Genomic DNA, 15390 nt, shown 5'->3' with positions numbered 1-15390 from the left:
CGAGGGGCTGGTGATCGACAAGGGGATCACGCTGGGCCATCTGAAGTGGACGCTGGAGACCTTCCTGAAGGCATTCTTCGAGCGCGATGACATCGTGCTGCGCCTGCGCCCCAGCTATTTCCCGTTCACCGAGCCTTCGGCCGAGGTGGACGTGGGCTTCACCTGGACCAACGGCAAGCGCGTGATCGGCGGCAGCGGCGATGCGCCGGGCGGCGGATGGATGGAGGTGCTGGGCAGCGGCATGGTCCACGCCCGCGTGATCGCCGCATGCGGGCTCGATCCCGCGGAATGGCAGGGCTTTGCCTTCGGCACCGGCGTGGACCGGCTGGCGATGCTCAAATACGGGATGGATGACTTGCGCGCCTTCTTCGACGGCGATCTGCGCTGGCTGCGCCACTATGGCTTCTCGGCGCTCGACGTGCCCACGCTGAGCGGGGGAGTGGGCGCATGAAGTTCACCCTATCCTGGCTGAAGGAGCATCTGGAAACCGATGCCCCGCTGGAGGCCGTGCTGGACGCGCTGACCCGCGTTGGGCTGGAGGTCGAGGGTGTCGAGAATCCGGGCGAGAAGCTGGGCGCGTTCCGCGTCGCCCGGGTGCTGACCGCCGCGCCGCATCCCCAGGCCGACAAGCTGCAGGTGCTGACCGTCGATCAGGGCGACGGCAATCCGCTCCAGGTCGTCTGCGGCGCTCCCAATGCGCGCGCGGGGCTGGTCGGCGTGTTCGGCCCGGCCGGGGCGACCGTGCCCGCCAACGGCATGGTGCTGCGCGTGGCGGCGATCCGCGGCATCGAATCGAACGGCATGATGTGTTCCAGCCGCGAGCTGGAGCTGGGCGACGAGCATGACGGCATCATCGAGCTGCCCGCCGACGCGCCGGTGGGCACGGCCTTCCCCGACTATGCCGGGCTGAACGATCCCGTCATCGACGTGGCGATCACGCCCAACCGGCAGGATTGCATGGGCGTGCGCGGCATCGCCCGCGATCTGGCGGCGGCGGGCCTGGGCACGCTGCGCCCGCTCGACGCGATCATCGGCCAGCTTCCCGCGATCGTGCCCGCGGGCGACGGGCCGGACGTGCGCACCGACGCGCCCGATGCCTGCCCGGCCTTCTATGCCCGCGCGGTGCATGGCGTGGCGAACGGCCCCTCACCCGAATGGCTGCAGCGCCGGCTGAAGGCGGTGGGGCAGAAGCCGATCTCCGCACTGGTGGACATCACCAACTTCGTGATGCTGGGCCTGGGCCGTCCGCTCCACGTCTATGACATGGCGAAGCTGCAGGGCGGGCTCGTCGCCCGCGCGGCGGCGCAGGGCGAGGAGGTGCTGGCGCTCAACGGCAAGACCTATGCGCTCGACGCCGGCATGACCGTGATCGCCGATGCCGCCGGGGTCCACGACATCGGCGGCATCATGGGCGGCGAGCATTCGGGCTGTTCGGACGGCACCACCGACGTGCTGATCGAATGCGCCTATTTCGATCCGGCGCACATCGCGCGCACCGGGCAGAAGCTGGGGCTGACCAGCGACGCGCGCCAGCGGTTCGAACGCGGGGTGGACCCCGCCTTTCTGGAAGAGGGGCTGGATATCGCCACCCGGCTGGTGGTCGCGCTGTGCGGCGGCACGCCGACCGGGGCGACGCGCGCGGGTGCCCCGCCGCATGTGGGGATCACCACCGGCTATGATCCCGCGCTGGCGGAGACGCTGGGCGGACTGGCGGTGGCGCCCGAACGGCAGAAGGAAATCCTGGAGAGCCTGGGCTTCCTGGTGGAGCCGCTGGATGCGAACGGCGATCCGGTGGACGTTTCGGAGGCGTTTGAGGCATTCCGCGTCACCGCGCCGAGCTGGCGCCGCGACGTGGACGGCCCCGCCGACCTGGTGGAAGAGGTGATCCGCATCGAGGGGCTGGACAAGGTCCCCTCCGTCGCGCTGCCCCGCGCCCCCGGCGTCGCCCGGCCCACCGCCACGCCCGAGCAGAAGCTGGAGCGCCGCATGCGCCGCACCGCGGCCGCGCGCGGGCTGAACGAGGCGGTGACCTGGAGCTTCCTGTCGGAGGCCGAGGCGGGCGTGTTCGGCGGCGGCGCCTGGACGCTCGCCAATCCGATCAGCGAGGATCTGAAGGTGATGCGCCCGTCGCTGCTGCCCGGCCTGCTGGCGGGCGCGGCGCGCAACCTGAAGCGCGGCGCGGCGTCCGTCCGGCTGTTCGAGATCGGGCGGCGCTACCTGGCCGATCGCGAACGGCTGACGCTGGGCGTGGTGCTGGCCGGGGCAAAGCGCCAGCGCGGCTGGCAGGACGGCAAGGCCCAGCCCTTCGGCCCGTTCGACGCCAAGGCGGAAGCGATCGCGCTGCTGGAGGCGGCCGGGGCGCCGGTCGGCAACCTGCAGGTGATGGACGAGGCGGGCGAGGCCTTCCACCCCGGCCAGTCGGCCACGCTGCGGCTGGGGCCGAAGACGGTGCTTGCCGCGTTCGGCATGGTGCATCCCGCCGTGCTGAAGGCGTTCGACCTGGACGGCGACGCCGCCGCGGTGGAGCTCTATCTCGACGCGCTGCCGGCCAAGCGTGGAACCGGTTTCACGCGCCCGGCCTATACGCCCCCGGCGCTGCAGCCGGTGACGCGCGACTTCGCCTTCCTGGTGCCCGAAGCGCTGGCGGCGGGCGATCTGGTCCGCGCGATCCGCGGGGCGGACAAGGCCGCGATCGTCGATGCCCGGCTGTTCGATCTGTTCACCGGCGCTGGCGTTCCCGAAGGCCAGAAGAGCCTGGCGATCGAAGTGACGCTCCAGCCCGGCGACAAGAGCTTCACCGACGAGGCGCTGAAGGCCATCGCCGACAAGGTGGTGGCCGCCGCGGCGAAGCAGGGAGCGGTGCTGCGTGGCTGAACCCCGGCCCTGGCGCGTCGCGGGCTTCGACACCTTCGCGCGCGAGGAATATGGGCTGGGCCGCTACGCCACGCGCGAAGAGGCGATCGCCGCAGCGCGCGAGGCGATGGCGCGTATCGAACGCAACCAGCCGCGCGAGACCGCGGGCGAGCTGCAGGACCAGGTGAGCGTCTATGGCCCGGACGGCGCCTTCGTGCCGTTCGATCGCGGCGGGGCGTAACGCACGGCCGGCACGGGCTCCTTCGGGTCCGCAAGCGCCGAACAGTATCGAGGAGGATTGATCCATGGCCACCGCACTCATCACCGGCGCGACCTCCGGCATCGGGGAGGCCGCCGCGCGCGCCTTCGTCCGCGCCGGGTGGCGGGTGATCGGCACGGGCCGCCGGGCGGACCGGCTGGCCGCGCTGGCGGCGGAACTGGGCGATTCCTTCCACCCCGCGGTGTTCGACGTGCGGGACGAGGCGGCGCGCGATGCCGCGCTGGACGCGCTGCCCGCCGCCTTCCGCGACATCGATCTGCTGGTGAACAACGCCGGGCTGGCGCTGGGCACCGCGCCCGCGCAGGGCGCCTCGCTCGATCAGTGGAAGACGATGATCGATACCAACGTCACCGCGCTGGTTTCGATCACGCACAAGCTGCTGCCCGCGCTGATCGCGCGGCGCGGGGCGATCATCAACGTGTCGTCGGTGGCGGCGACCTATCCCTATCCGGGCGGCAACGTCTATGCCGGCACCAAGGCGTTCGTCCGCCAGCTCAGCCTGGGGCTGCGATCGGACGTGGCGGGCACGGGCGTTCGCGTGACCTCGATCGAGCCGGGCATGGCGGAGACCGAGTTCACGCTGGTCCGCACCGGCAGCCAGGAGGCTTCGGACAAACTCTACGGCGGCGTGACGCCGATGACGGGCGGCGACATCGCGGAGACCATCCTGTGGGTCGCCACGCTGCCGCCGCACCTCAACATCAACGCGATCGAGATGATGCCGGTGAACCAGAGCTTCGCCGGGTTCGCGGTACACCGCGAAGGCTGAGGCTCAGGCAGCGGCCTCGGCCGGCACCGGCGCCGCGTCGTTGACCGCGGCAGCCGGGGCGTGCGCGGCATCGACGGCCCGGGCCGGGCTCGCCGCCGCGCGATCGGGCATCAGCCAGCGCAGCGCATAGACCAGCACGCCGAGCGAGACATAGGCGGTCAGCGCCAGCGGCGTGTTCCAGAACAAAAGCGCGGTGAAGCCCAGGCGGAACAGGATCGGCGGCAGGCCGATGTCCTGGCCCAGCCCCTCGCAGACGCCGAGCAGCGTATCCTCGCGGCGGAGAAGCGGGGTGTTGGCGGTCGGCATTTCGATACTCCCTCGATCCTGGGCCGGCGCGCGAAGGCGGCGCAAGCCATTGCTGCGCCGCTATTCGCAAGCCCTGTGCCAGACAGGATTTTCGTGAATTTATAATGACATAGAGAATTGTGCGCCTGGCGCGAATCCCTGATGCGGTGCAGCATATGCGAACTGTTGGCGGATTTTACCAGAGGCGAAACGAAAATTCCGGCGTTGCGGCGGGTGGGTGCGGACCCTAGAGCGCCGCGATGTCCTCCGCTGCCCCATCGCTTGGCGAACGCCGCACCTTCGCGATCATCTCGCACCCCGACGCGGGCAAGACCACGCTGACCGAGAAGCTGTTGCTGTTCGGCGGCGCGATCCATCTGGCCGGCGAGGTGAAGGCACGCGGCGCGGCGCGGCGCGCGCGATCGGACTGGATGAAGATCGAGCAGCAGCGCGGCATCTCCGTCACCTCCAGCGTGATGACGTTCGAGCGCGCCCAGGAAAACGGGGACGTGATAACGTTCAACCTGCTCGACACCCCGGGCCACGAGGATTTCAGCGAGGACACCTATCGCACGCTCACCGCGGTCGATTCGGCGGTGATGGTGATCGACGTGGCCAAGGGCATCGAGAGCCAGACGCGCAAGCTGTTCGAGGTGTGCCGCCTGCGCAGCGTGCCGATCATCACCTTCGTCAACAAGGTGGACCGCGAGGGCCGCGAGGTGTTCGAGACGCTGGACGAGATCGCCGACCTGCTGGCGCTCGACGTGTGCCCGATGACCTGGCCTGTAGGCATGGGCGGCACGTTCGAGGGCGTCTATGACTTGGTGAACAACCGGCTGCTGCTGCCCGAGGGCGACAGCCGCGAGTTCCAGGGCAAGGTGATCCAGACCAGCGGGCTGGACGATCCGCAGCTCGACGCGATCGTGTCGCCGCAGAACCTGGCCAAGCTGCGCGAGGATGCCGAGCTGGCGATGGCGGGCTATGCCGCGTTCGATGCGGAGGCCTATCGCAACGGCGATCTGACGCCGGTCTATTTCGGTTCGGCGCTGAAGGAGTTCGGCGTCGATTCGCTGATCGATGCGATCGCCCGCTTCGCGCCGCCGCCGCACGCGCTGCCCGCCGAGCCCGCGCCGGTATCGCCCGACCGCGACGAGGTGACCGGCTTCGTGTTCAAGGTCCAGGCGAACATGGACCCCAACCACCGCGATCGCATCGCCTTCATGCGGCTCTGCTCGGGCACGTTCCGCCGGGGCATGAAGCTGACGCCGACCGGCCATGGCAAGCCGATCGCGATCCATTCGCCGATCCTGTTCTTCGCCCGCGAACGCGAGCTGGCCGAGGAGGCCTTTCCCGGCGACATCATCGGCATCCCGAACCATGGCGTGCTGCGCGTGGGCGACACGCTGAGCGAGAAGGGCGGCGTGCGCTTCACCGGCCTGCCCAACTTCGCCCCCGAAATCCTGCGCCGCGTGGCGCTGAAGGACCCGACCAAGACCAAGCAGCTCCGCAAGGCGCTGGACGACATGGCCGAGGAAGGCGTTACCCAGGTCTTCTATCCGGACATCGGATCGAACTGGATCGTGGGCGTGGTGGGCCAGCTCCAGCTCGACGTGCTGCTCTCTCGGCTCGACGCCGAATATAAGGTGGCGGCGGTGCTGGAGCCCGCCCCGTTCGACACCGCGCGCTGGATTTCGAGCGAGGACCCGGCGGCGCTGAAGGAGTTCGCCGGCCTGCATGCGGGCGCGATGGCGAAGGACCGCGACGGCAATCCGGTGTTCCTGGCCAAATCGGCCTGGGAGGTCGGCTATGTCGCCGATCGCTATTCGAAGGTCAGGTTCGCGGCGACCCGCGAGCGCTGAAGCAGGGCGCGCTTGCGCCGGCCCGTTCGCATTGCGCTTGCCGGAAGGCGCGCCGCCAAGGGCGCGAGGAGGGCCGGGCGGCGGCGGAACGCTGCCCGGCCCTGGCGCCCGGAAGACGTGGCCCTCGGATGCCGTGCGCCCGGATTACCACCGCGGGGTCGTGGCACGATACGGTGGTTTCACTTAGTTACCGCCATATTGGCGATAGATATTAGGAATTCTGTCCCGTATTTGGACTCTTCCATTATCGAAACAACCAAATTGACCACCAAAATGGTGGTGATCGGGCGTGCGCCGTCAATCCACCCATTCGTCGCGCAGCGGGCGTGACGCCAGCCACATCAGCAGCGCCGCCAGCAGGTAGAAGCCCAGGCTGAACAGCATCGCATAGCGCAGCGCCTGATCGCCGAACCCAGGCTCCAGCCAACTCGCGAGCTGGGCCAGGAAATAGATGCCCCCGCCGATGCCGATCAGGTTGTTGATCAGCAGGAAGCTGGCCGATGCGGTGGCGCGCATGTTGGCGGGAACCAGGTGCTGCACCGCCGACAGCACCGGCCCCAGCCAGACATAGGCCAGCGCCTGGGGCACCACGAAGAACAGGAAGGCGGCGGTCCCGGTGGAGGAAAGCACCCCGCCCGCGAACAGCGGCACCGCGGCGACGAAAGCCAGCGCGGGAAGGCGCGCATAGGCGGCCCGGTCACGCGATCCCAGCCGGTCCCCGATCACGCCGCCCGCGATCACCCCGGCCACACCGCCGACCAGCAGCACGGCGCCATAGAAATTGGCGGTCTGCGCCAGGTTGAAGCCGAAGCTTTCCTGCAGGAAGCTGGGCAGCCAGAAGGCGAGGCCATAGCCCAGCATCGAGCTGGCCGATGCGCCGAACGCGAGCAGCCAGAACGCCCGCTTGCGCGCGAGGATGGCGAAGACCTGGCCGACCGGCGGGGCATCCGCGCCCTGGCGCGCGCGCGGCGCCTCGCGCACCACCAGCCGGAATATCGGCGCGATCAGCACACCGGCAACACCCACCGCGATGAAGGCCGCGCGCCAGTCCACCGCCTGGGCGATATAGCCGCCGGCCATGATCCCCGCGGCCGAGCCGAGCGGGATGCCGAGCGAATAGACGGCCAGCGCCCGCGCGCGCGAACGCGGCGGGAAATAATCCGCGATCACCGCATAGGATGGCGCGACGCCCCCGGCCTCCCCCACGCCCACGCCCAGGCGGAACAGGAAAAGCTGCGCGAAGCTGCCCGCCATGCCGCACAGCGCGGTGAAGCCGCTCCACACCGCCAGGCTGCCGGTGATCACCCAGGTGCGGCTGGTGCGGTCCGCCAGCCAGGCCAGCGGGATCGCCAGCGTGGAATAGAGCAGCGCGAAGGCGATGCCGCCCAGCAGGCCCATCTCGGGCTTGGTCAGCCCCAGGTCCTTCTGGATCGCGGGCGCGAGGATCGACAGGATCTGCCGGTCCACGAAATTGAAGGTGTAGACGATCAGCAGCATCACCAGAACGACGCCGCGATAGGCGGGCGTGGCGGGGGCGGCTTCGCTGGATGGCGTGGTCACTGCTGCTCCCCGGCACGTCCCGTTGCCCCCTCTCCCCCGATACGCCGGGGAGAGGGAGCGGGGGACTAACTCAGAACTTGATCGTGCCGGTGACGAACACCTGGCGCGGGTTGCCGTAATAGGCGGTCAGCGTGCCTTCGGATCCCAGCGTCGAGTTGAGGCCGGGGGTGCCGTTGGCGAGGATGAACTGGCCGGTATCCGGGTTCTGGCGCAGGAAGTTGTAGCCCGCGACGATATACTGCTTGTCGAGCAGGTTGCGACCATGGACGCCGAGCGAGAAGTGCTCGTTGATGTCCCACACCAGGCTGGCATCCCACAGCGCGAAGCCGGGCTGATCGAGCAGCGGGGTCTTCAGCTCGAACTGCTGCGAAGCGCTGCGATAGGAAACCGTGGTGCTGGCGGTGATCGACCCGTCACCCATCGGCGCATTGTAGCTCAGCGTGCCGCTGCCGGTGAAATCCGGGGTGTTCTGCACCTTGCGGTTGCTGGCGACATCGATGCCGCGCGCGTCGATGAACTCCAGATACTTGGCGTCGAGGTAGCCGACCGCCCAGTTGAAGCCCAGCTTGCCGCCCGACACGCCGAAATCGCGCGCCAGAACCGCATTGCCCTCGAACTCGATGCCGCGCATCCGCGCCTTGCCGGCGTTGGTGGTGATGCCGATGAAGGTCTGCACGCCGCCAACGGTGGTGCCGATCGATCCCGGGACCTGGACGTCGGTATAGTCCGCCCAGAAGGCCGCCAGCGCGATGTTCAGATCGCGGCCGAACGAAGACTTCCAGCCGATCTCGTAGCTGTTCACCTTCTCCGGATCGAACGACATGAAGTCATAGACCTCGGCCGCGGTGCAGGCGCCGCCGCTGCTGTTGCGGCAGGCGCTGGTCTGGCCGCGCGGATCGAAGCCGCCGCCCTTGAAGCCCTTCGAATAGCTTGCGTAGATCATGTTGTCGCCGTCGGGCTTGTACGACAGCGAGGCGCGCGGGGTGAACTCCTTGAAGTCCGCGTTGCCATTGAAGTTGGAGGTCGTCGCGAACAGCGTGCCGGTGCCGCCGAAATAGGGCGAGCCGCCGCCCAGATAGGTGCGGCGAAGCACGGTCGAATCGCGCTCGTCCCAGGTGTAGCGGCCGCCGACCGACAGGCTGAACTGCTCGTTGAAGTCATAGGTCAGGTCGGTGAAGATCGCGCTCGTCTTGGTCTTCACGTCGCCGAAGGTCAGCGCGGTCACGCCGCCGGGCAGCCGCACGTCGAACACGGTGCGCGCCTTGGCGTCGAGATAGTAGAAGCCGACCAGGCCCGAGAAGCCGCCCGAGCTGATCAGCGCCTGGAGTTCCTGGCTGAACTGCTTGTTGTTGTAATAGGCCGGCACGTCGAGATCGACCGCGGCCAGCGCGTCGAAATCGATCGGGGTGGCACTGTCGTCCTTGCGATAGGCGGTGATGCTGCGCAGCGTCACACCTTCGAAGGGCTTCAGTTCGATATAGCCGGAGAAGCCCTTCGACTTCACATCCTGCTTCGGATCGAGCAGGCCGCCGCGCGTATCATAGACATCGGCGAGCACCGGGGCGCCGCTGGAGAGGCCCGCGATCAGGCGGTGGCCGCCGCGCGCATTGCTCTTGTCGTGCGTATAGTCCGCGGTAAGGCGCGCGAAGAAGGTGTCGTCCGGCGAAAGCTCCAGGCTGCCGCGGAAGGCCCAGACGTCCTTGTTATAGTTGTCCTGGCCAGTGGTCAGGTTGGTGCCGAAGCCGCCGCGCGACAGGCGGGCGCCGGCCGCGCCCACGCGCACGATGCCGTCCGCGTCGACCGGGGTGCTGCCGCTGACGACCACATCGGCCTGGTCATAGGTGCCATAGGTGCCGCGCACCGAGATGGTGGGATCGGCCGCCAGGCGGCGGCTGACATATTTCACCGCGCCGCCGATGGTGTTGCGGCCATAGAGCGTGCCCTGCGGGCCGCGCAGCACCTCGATCCGCTCGACGTCATAGATATCGAGCACCGCGGCCTGCGGACGATTGAGGTATACGTCGTCGAGATAGATGCCCACGCCCGCCTCGAATCCGGCGACCGGATCCTGCTGGCCCACGCCGCGGATGAAGGCGGACAGCGTCGAGTTGGTGCCGCGCGAAACCTCCAGCGTCACGTTCGGCGCGCTGGCGGCGATATCGGTGATGTCGATCGCGCCGGCCTTTTCCAGCGCCTCGCCGCTGATCGCGCTGACCGCGATCGGAACGTCGAGCAGCGTCTCTTCGCGGCGGCGCGCGGTGACGACGATCTCGCCCTCCTCGGCGGCGGCGGACTGGCCGGCGGCGGCATCGTCCTGCGCATAGGCCGGCACGGTGGCGAGCGCGGCGAGCGCGACACCGGCTTGGATGAGCGTACGGGTAGAGCGAATCAGGCGTGACATTGCGGTATTCCTCCCCAAGGATTTCAACCCGTTCTTGGCTGCGGGTTGCAGGCAGTCGCCGGAGGCTATACTGAAACCTGAACCGGGTTTCAACTTGGGATCGGCAGGGAGGAGCTGAAATGGCCAGCGGGCGTGGCATTGCAGCCACAATCGGCGGGGAAGGCGCCAGCGCGGGGAAGGAGCCGCGCACCGCGCGCGGCCGCCGCACGCTTCGCGCGATCCTGGACGCCGCCGCCGAGGAATTCGGCCAGAAGGGGTTCCACGAAGGATCGATCAGCGGGATCACGCGCCGGGCCGGCGTAGCGCTGGGCAGCTTCTATACCTATTTCGATTCGAAGGACGACGTGTTCCGCGCGCTGGTGCGCGACATGAGCGATCAGGTGCGCGAGTTCGTCGCCCCGGCGATGCGCGACGCCGCCAGCCAGATCTCGGCCGAAAAGGCCGCGCTGTCCGCGTTCATCCGCTTCGCCCGCGAGCACAAGGAGATCTACCGGATCATCGACGAGGCGGAGTTCGTCGATCCGGAAAGCTTCCGCGCCCATTATGCCACCACCGCGGATCGCATCGGCAAGCGCCTGTCGGCCGCCGCCGGGCGCGGCGAGATCCGCGACGACATCTCCGAGATTCACGCCTGGGCGATCATGGGGATGAACGTCTTCCTGGGCCTGCGCTACAGCGTCTGGGACGAGGGCGTGGACCCGGACGAGATCGCCGAGGCGGTGGGATCGCTGCTGGCGCACGGGATCGCCGCCAAGCGCTGACACCGTTTCCGCCCGCGGGCGGAACGGGGCGCATCAGCCGCCCCGTTCGGCCTGCTCCAGCGAAGCCGGTGCCCCCCTATTCGGCCGCCACAGCCTCCGCATCGTCGTCGAGCGGATGGGCGAGGCGGCTCAGCATCTCGCGCGGCACGACCTGCCAGAAATTGCCGGCCACCCGGTCCCATTCCTCCAGCAGGCCTTGCGCGTACTTGCTGTCGGTCGCCTCGGCATGCGCCTCCACCAGATCGCGCAGCACGCCGCTCCAGTGCGCCGACGCCAGCCGCTGCCACACGATGCTTTCCGGATTGGCGCGCGCGGCGAAGCTTCCGTCGGGATCATAGACGAACGCCATGCCGCCGGTCATGCCCGCGCCGAAGTTCATCCCCACCCGGCCCAGCACCACGGCGATGCCCCCGGTCATATATTCGCAGCCGTTGGCGCCGCAGCCTTCCACCACCACCTGCGCGCCCGAGTTGCGCACCGCGAAGCGCTCGCCCGCCTGGCCCGCCGCGAACAGCCGGCCGGAGGTCGCGCCATAGAGCACGGTGTTGCCGATGATCGTGTTGTTCCAGCTTTCGAGCGGCGAGCTGACCATCGGGCGGACGATGATGATGCCGCCCGACAGGCCCTTGCCCACATAATCGTTCGAATCGCCGAACACCTCTAGCGTCACGCCCTTGCACAGGAAGGCGCCGAGCGACTGGCCCGCGGTGCCGCGCAGCCGGACGTGGACGTGCCCGTCGGCCAGCGCCGACATGCCGAAGGCGCGGGTGATCTCACTGGAAAGCCGCGTGCCCACCGCGCGATGCGTGTTGCGCACCGTATAGGTGAGCTGCATCTTCTCGCGGCGCGAAAAGACGGCGGCGGCGTCCTTGATCATCTGCGCGTCCAGGCTGTCCGGCACCTCGTTGCGGAAGGTGGACAGGCTGTAGCGGCGGTTGGAATCGTCGGCGTCGACCTTCGCCAGAACCGGGTTGAGATCGAGATCGTCGAGATGCTCGGCACCGCGGCTGACCTGGCGGAGCAGCTCGGTGCGGCCGATCACCTCGTCCAGGCTGCGGAAGCCCAGCTTGGCCAGGATCTCGCGAACCTCCTCGGCGATGAAGGTCATCAGGTTGATGACCTTCTCCGGCGTGCCGGTGAATTTGGCGCGCAGCTTCTCGTCCTGGGTGCAGACGCCCACCGGGCAGGTGTTCGAATGGCACTGGCGCACCATGATGCAGCCCATCGCGACCAGGCTGAGCGTGCCGATGCCGAATTCCTCGGCGCCCAGGATCGCGGCGATCACGATGTCGCGCCCGGTCTTCAGCCCGCCGTCGGTGCGCAGCCGCACGCGGCCGCGCAGCCCGTTGAGCGTCAGCGTCTGGTTGACCTCCGAAAGCCCCATCTCCCACGGCGTTCCGGCATATTTGATCGAGGTGACGGGCGAGGCGCCCGTGCCGCCGACATGGCCGGAAACCAGGATCACATCGGCATGCGCCTTCGCGACTCCGGCCGCCACCGTGCCGATGCCCGCCGAGCTGACCAGCTTGACGCACACCCGCGCGCGCGGATTGACCATCTTCAGGTCGTAGATGAGCTGCGCCAGGTCCTCGATCGAATAGATGTCGTGGTGGGGCGGCGGGCTGATCAGCATCACGCCGGGCGTGGCGTGGCGCAGCTTAGCGATGAACTCGGTCACCTTGAAACCGGGGAGCTGGCCGCCCTCGCCGGGCTTGGCGCCCTGGGCCACCTTGATCTCGATCTCGTCGCAGGCGTTCAGATATTCCGCGGTGACGCCGAAGCGGCCCGACGCGATCTGCTTGATCACCGAATTGGCGTTGTCGCCGTTCTCGCGCGGGGAATAGCGCGACGAATCCTCGCCGCCTTCGCCCGAAACGGCCTTGGCGCCGATGCGGTTCATCGCGATCGACAGCGTCTCGTGCGCCTCCTGGCTCAGCGCGCCCAGGCTCATGCCCGGGGTCACGAAGCGCTTGCGGATCTCGGTGATCGCCTCGACCTGGTCGATCGGCACGCCCAGGTCCGGATAGTTGAACTCCAGCAGATCGCGCAGATAGACCGGCGGCATGTCGCGCACGCCGCGCGAGAATTGCAGATAGGTGGAATAGCTGTCGTTCGCGACCGAGCTCTGCAGCAGGTGCATGAGCTGCGCCGAATAGGCGTGCGTCTCGCCGCCGTGGCGCTGGCGGTAGAAGCCGCCGACCGGCAGCGTGGCGACCGCGGTGTCGTGCGCGGCATCGTGCCGCAGCATCGCCGACAGGTGGAGCGAGGCATAGCCCTCGCCCGAGATCTTGGCCGGCATGCCGGGGAACAGGTCCGCCACCAGCGCGCGGCTGAGCCCCACCGCCTCGAAATTATAGCCGCCGCGATAGCTGGAGATCACCGCGATCCCCATCTTCGACATGATCTTCAGCAGCCCGTCGTCGATCGCCTTGCGATGGTTCTTCAGGCATTCGTCGAGCGTCAGGTTGCCGAACAGGCCCCGCGCCTGGCGATCGGCGATCGCGGCTTCGGCCAGATAGGCGTTCACCGTGGTCGCGCCCACGCCGATCAGCACCGCATAATAATGGGTGTCCAGGCATTCGGCGGTGCGGATGTTGACGCTGGCGTAGGAGCGCAGCCCCTTGCGCACCAGATGCGTATGCACCGCCGCCGCCGCCAGCACGCCGGCGATGGCGACACGATCCGCGCACTGGTGCTCGTCGGTCAGGAACAGCTCGGTGCATCCCGCGCGCACCGCCCGCTCGGCCTCCTCGCGGATGCGGCGGATCGCCTCGCGCAGCGCATCCGGCCCGCCGTCCGCCTCGAAGGTGCAGTCGATCTCCTGCGACTGGCGCTCGTAATGCGCGCGCAGCCGTTCCCAATCCAGGCTGGTGAGCACCGGGCTTTCGAGCACCAGCACCTTGCCCGGCTGGGCATCGGTATCCAGGATGTTCGCCAGATTGCCGAAACGGGTGCGCAGCGACATCACGTGGCGCTCGCGCAGGCTGTCGATCGGCGGATTGGTGACCTGGCTGAAATTCTGGCGGAAGAACTGGCTGATCAGCCGCGGCTTGTCCGAGATGACGGCGAGCGGCGTATCGTCGCCCATCGAACCCACGGCTTCCTTGCCGCCCTCCGCCATGGGGGCCAGCACCAGCTCCATGTCCTCCAGCGTCTGGCCGGCCGCCACCTGGCGCCGGGCCAGCTCGGCGCGGTCATAGCGCGGCAGCGCAGGCTTCTTCTGCCCCGGCAGGTCGTCGATGGTGATGAACGGACGGATCTTGCCGGCGTAGTCGGCCTCGGCGGCGATCCGGTCCTTCACGGCATGATCGTGAAGCAACACACCGTCTTCCAGGTCGACGGCGATCATCTCGCCCGGCCCCAGCCGGCCCTTGGCGACCACGCTGGTCTCCGGCACCGGCACCATGCCGGTTTCCGATCCGACGATCAGCAGCCCGTCGGCGGTCTGGGTATAGCGCAGCGGGCGCAGCGCGTTGCGGTCCATGCCCGCAACTGCCCAGCGGCCGTCGGTCATCGCCAGCGCGGCGGGGCCGTCCCACGGCTCCATCACGCTCGCCAGATACTGGAACATCGCGGTGTGCGCGGGCGGCACGTCCACCCCGCCCAGCGCGGGCGGCACCAGCATCAGCTTGGCGGTGGGCGCGTCGCGGCCGGAACGGCAGATCGCCTCGAACACCGCGTCCAGCGCGGCGGTGTCGCTCGCGCCTGCGGGGATCACCGGCTTGATGTCCTCCGAATGCTCGCCAAAGGCCAGGCTGGCCATGCGGATCTCGTGGCTGAGCATCCAGTTCTTGTTGCCGCGGATCGTGTTGATCTCGCCATTGTGCGCCAGGCAGCGGAACGGCTGCGCCAGCCACCATTGCGGGAAGGTGTTGGTCGAATAGCGCTGGTGGAAAATCGCCACGCGGCTTTCGAAGCGGCTGTCGCGCAGGTCCGGATAGAAATCCGACAGGCTCTCCGCCAGGAACAGCCCCTTGTACACGATCGACCGGCACGACAGCGAACAGATGTAGAATCCGCTGATCTGCGCCGCGATCACCGCCTTCTCGATCCGGCGGCGGACGAGGTAGAGGTTCTTCTCGAACTCGGCGGCGCTCAGCGCGTCGGGCATCGGCCCGGCGATCATGATCTGCTCGATCTCGGGCCGTGTCGCCTGGGCCTTCTGGCCGATCACCGATACGTCCACCGGCACCTGGCGCCAGCCATAGATGGTGTAGCCGGCGGCGATGATCTCGCTCTCCACGATCGTGCGGCACGTTTCCTGCGCGCCCAGATCGGTGCGCGGCAGGAAGATCATGCCCACCGCCAGCCGGTTCGGCCGCACGCGATGGCCGCCCGCCACGATCGCATCGTCGAAGAAGCGCACCGGCAGATCGACATGGATGCCCGCGCCGTCGCCGGTCTTGCCGTCGGCGTCCACCGCGCCGCGATGCCAAACCGCGCGCAGCGCATCGATCGCCGACTGGACGACGCGGCGGCTGGCCTTGCCGTCGGTCGCGGCGACCAGGCCCACGCCACAGGCATCGCCCTCGAACTCGGGGCGGTACATGCCTTCGCGGGCAAGGCGGGTACGTTCGGCTTCGTTCATCGCTGGATTCCGGATTGCATCGTGCGCGGGAGGG

The 15390-nt window shown here is 68.5% G+C and carries 10 protein-coding genes; 6 read left to right on the top strand and 4 right to left on the bottom strand.

Going from position 1 to position 15390, the window contains the following annotated elements; translation table 11 throughout:
* The 4 genes from OM513_RS03480 to OM513_RS03465 all read left to right on the top strand — a co-directional run.
* Nucleotides 1-451 (top strand): tRNA ligase subunit PheS family protein (locus OM513_RS03480; protein ID WP_454615889.1); only part of this gene is annotated, 451 nt, incomplete at its 5' end.
* Nucleotides 448-2874, top strand: a complete 2427-nt coding sequence (gene pheT / locus OM513_RS03475) for a phenylalanine--tRNA ligase subunit beta (protein ID WP_264942733.1) — start codon at nucleotides 448-450, stop codon at nucleotides 2872-2874. The genes OM513_RS03480 and pheT, both read left to right, overlap by 4 nt.
* Nucleotides 2867-3094 (top strand): hypothetical protein, encoded by a 228-nt coding sequence (locus OM513_RS03470; RefSeq protein ID WP_264942732.1) that lies wholly within the window; start codon nucleotides 2867-2869, stop codon nucleotides 3092-3094. The genes pheT and OM513_RS03470 overlap by 8 nt, the downstream gene beginning before the upstream one ends.
* Before the next feature lie 64 nt (nucleotides 3095-3158).
* A complete protein-coding gene (locus tag OM513_RS03465; RefSeq protein WP_264942731.1) occupies nucleotides 3159-3902 on the top strand; it encodes an SDR family NAD(P)-dependent oxidoreductase in 744 nt (247 codons plus the stop codon).
* A 3-nt stretch (nucleotides 3903-3905) separates the two neighbouring features.
* On the opposite strand, the gene OM513_RS03460 is transcribed toward OM513_RS03465, so the two are convergent.
* Nucleotides 3906-4208 (bottom strand): PspC domain-containing protein, encoded by a 303-nt coding sequence (locus OM513_RS03460; protein WP_264942730.1) that lies wholly within the window; start codon nucleotides 4206-4208, stop codon nucleotides 3906-3908.
* Nucleotides 4209-4447: 239 nt separating this feature from the next.
* Here OM513_RS03460 and OM513_RS03455 point away from each other — a divergent pair, with 239 nt between their 5' ends.
* A complete protein-coding gene (locus tag OM513_RS03455) occupies nucleotides 4448-6046 on the top strand; it encodes a peptide chain release factor 3 (RefSeq protein ID WP_264942729.1) in 1599 nt (532 codons plus the stop codon).
* Between the two features lie 297 nt (nucleotides 6047-6343).
* Here OM513_RS03455 and OM513_RS03450 read toward each other — a convergent pair whose 3' ends face one another.
* Nucleotides 6344-7543: a spinster family MFS transporter gene (locus tag OM513_RS03450; protein ID WP_264943034.1), complete on the bottom strand. Its 1200-nt coding sequence runs from the start codon at nucleotides 7541-7543 to the stop codon at nucleotides 6344-6346.
* 133 nt (nucleotides 7544-7676) lie between these two features.
* A complete protein-coding gene (locus OM513_RS03445) occupies nucleotides 7677-10007 on the bottom strand; it encodes a TonB-dependent receptor (RefSeq protein ID WP_264942728.1) in 2331 nt (776 codons plus the stop codon).
* Between the two features lie 119 nt (nucleotides 10008-10126).
* Here OM513_RS03445 and OM513_RS03440 point away from each other — a divergent pair, with 119 nt between their 5' ends.
* Complete coding sequence (locus OM513_RS03440; protein ID WP_264942727.1) at nucleotides 10127-10768, top strand: TetR/AcrR family transcriptional regulator; 642 nt, start codon at nucleotides 10127-10129, stop codon at nucleotides 10766-10768.
* 76 nt (nucleotides 10769-10844) lie between these two features.
* Here the strand turns inward: OM513_RS03440 and gltB are convergent, their stop codons facing one another.
* Entirely contained in the window at nucleotides 10845-15356 is a 4512-nt protein-coding gene (gltB, locus tag OM513_RS03435; RefSeq protein WP_264942726.1) for a glutamate synthase large subunit, read from the bottom strand.
* Nucleotides 15357-15390 lie beyond the last annotated feature (34 nt).

Origin of the sequence: Sphingomonas canadensis (assembly GCF_026013525.1) — a bacterium.
Lineage (GTDB): Bacteria > Pseudomonadota > Alphaproteobacteria > Sphingomonadales > Sphingomonadaceae > Sphingomonas > Sphingomonas canadensis.
This window is presented reverse-complemented; position numbering and strand designations above follow the sequence as displayed.

Bases quoted from the DNA above. Each gene is read 5' to 3' on its own strand.
- OM513_RS03445 (WP_264942728.1), bottom strand. From the start codon at position 10,007: ATGTCACGCCTGATTCGCTCTACCCGTACGCTCATCCAAGCCGGTGTC.
- pheT (WP_264942733.1), top strand. From the start codon at position 448: ATGAAGTTCACCCTATCCTGGCTGAAGGAGCATCTGGAAACCGATGCC.
- OM513_RS03455 (WP_264942729.1), top strand. From the start codon at position 4,448: ATGTCCTCCGCTGCCCCATCGCTTGGCGAACGCCGCACCTTCGCGATC.
- OM513_RS03460 (WP_264942730.1), bottom strand. From the start codon at position 4,208: ATGCCGACCGCCAACACCCCGCTTCTCCGCCGCGAGGATACGCTGCTC.
- gltB (WP_264942726.1), bottom strand. From the start codon at position 15,356: ATGAACGAAGCCGAACGTACCCGCCTTGCCCGCGAAGGCATGTACCGC.
- OM513_RS03465 (WP_264942731.1), top strand. From the start codon at position 3,159: ATGGCCACCGCACTCATCACCGGCGCGACCTCCGGCATCGGGGAGGCC.
- OM513_RS03450 (WP_264943034.1), bottom strand. From the start codon at position 7,543: ATGCTGCTGATCGTCTACACCTTCAATTTCGTGGACCGGCAGATCCTG.
- OM513_RS03440 (WP_264942727.1), top strand. From the start codon at position 10,127: ATGGCCAGCGGGCGTGGCATTGCAGCCACAATCGGCGGGGAAGGCGCC.